We start from the raw sequence: 1902 nt of genomic DNA, 5'->3' as shown, positions 1-1902 counted from the left end.
TAGGTTTATACGAACTAAGAACCTTAAGTTGACGGCATTGCCCCCAGCCCCTCCTTGTCTAAGGCGGGGAGCCTGCTGTTACGGCTTCTTCTCGGAATGTTCCATAATCAAGGGCGCTTACAAATAGACTAATTTGAAGAAACTCAAGGAAAAAAGAAACAAATCGAGCATTCAAAACTGTAATAACCGAAGCAAGCACACAATGAAACAAAGGTTTTGGGCTAAGTAAGTAAAGCGCCCCGCCTTAGACAAGGAGGGGGCAGGGGGGATAAGGTAGCAACAGTATACCTACAGCTACCGATTAAAGTTCACTTACCTCTTTCCTCTCAAATTCGTAGCTTTGCCTTATTCAGAATTGAGAGATAGAACAGAAGCAGATGAACCACCCGAACATACCATTGGCCGAGCGCATGCGGCCGCACAACCTGGATCAGTACTACGGACAGAAGCACCTTGTAGGGCCTACGGGCATTTTGCGTCGCTATATTGAGGGCGGCGTAATACCGAGCATGATTCTTTGGGGACCTCCTGGAGTAGGAAAGACCACGCTGGCCAACATCATTGCCAACCAAATGAAAGTGCCTTTTGTAGCATTGAGTGCCATCAACTCAGGCGTGAAGGATATTCGGGAGGTGATAGACCAGGCGAAGAAGCGGCAAGGTACAGTTCTTTTTATTGATGAGATTCATCGCTTCAATAAATCGCAGCAGGATGCACTGTTGGGTGCTGTGGAGAAAGGCACTGTTACCTTAGTGGGTGCTACTACCGAAAACCCTTCTTTTGAAGTTATTTCCGCTTTACTGTCGCGCTGCCAGGTATATATACTTCAGCACCTGAGCAAAGACGAACTGATAGAACTGGTTGATAAAGCACTGGCAGCTGATGAGTGGATGCGCCACCGCAACGTTAGGGTGCAGGAATACGAGGCGCTGCTAACTATTTCGGGTGGTGATGCACGTAAACTGCTTAACCTATTGGAGATTGTAGCTGAAGGCGAACAGGGGGATGAGGTGGTCGTTACAAATGAACTGGTGAAGCAGGTAGCGCAGCAGAACATTGTGATGTACGACAAGAGCGGAGAGATGCACTATGATTTGGTCTCTGCCTTCATCAAATCCATCAGAGGTTCTGACCCCAACGCTGCCGTGTATTGGCTGGCCCGAATGATAGAGGGCGGCGAAGATCCGAAGTTTATAGCCCGCCGTTTGCTTATTTCTGCTTCCGAAGACATTGGTTTGGCAAACTCTAACGCCCTGCTCATGGCTACTTCCTGTTTCCAGGCGGTACAGATGATCGGGTACCCCGAGGCGGAGATTATACTTTCGCAGGCCACAGTATATTTAGCCACTTCGCCTAAAAGCAATGCCTCTTACAAAGCCATAAAGCATGCACGACAAATGGTGCAGCAAACAGGTAACCTGCCCGTGCCGCTGCACATTCGCAATGCCCCAACAAAACTGATGAAGGAAATCGGCTATGGCAACAACTATAAGTATGCCCACGACTACGAAGGCAACTTTGTGCAGCAGGAGTTTATGCCCGATGGCCTGAACAATAGTACTTTTTACGAGCCAGGGCAGAATGCACGTGAGAAGGAGATGCGGAAGCAACTACAGGCACAGTGGGGAAAGAAGTATCGTTATTAGCAGCAGTTCAAGCTTGTTTCTAGATTATAGGAAGTCCGTTCTAAATCCGTTTATCTAAAAAATAGCCTGCTGGTTTATTAGGACTTCTACGTATTTAACGCAATGTGTAATTAAATAAACCCCTAATTTATCAAGTTAGTTACTATTTCCTAAGCCTACTTTTGTTGTGTTACCTAAAAGCTGATATCTTTAGGTAAATGAAAAAGGTAAACAGCAAAGTTGTGGTTCACAATGTATGATGTTTGCATTTTTGTTT

Annotated in this window: 1 protein-coding gene; it reads left to right on the top strand. The window is 46.3% G+C overall.

Annotation, left to right across the window (positions count from 1 at the left end):
* Positions 1 to 377 precede the first annotated feature (377 nt).
* Entirely contained in the window at positions 378 to 1646 is a 1269-nt protein-coding gene (locus LN893_RS20355) for a replication-associated recombination protein A (RefSeq protein ID WP_229973249.1), read from the top strand.
* Positions 1647 to 1902: the final 256 nt, after the last annotated feature.

Origin of the sequence: Pontibacter harenae (assembly GCF_020907245.1) — a bacterium.
GTDB lineage: Bacteria > Bacteroidota > Bacteroidia > Cytophagales > Hymenobacteraceae > Pontibacter > Pontibacter harenae.
This window is presented reverse-complemented; position numbering and strand designations above follow the sequence as displayed.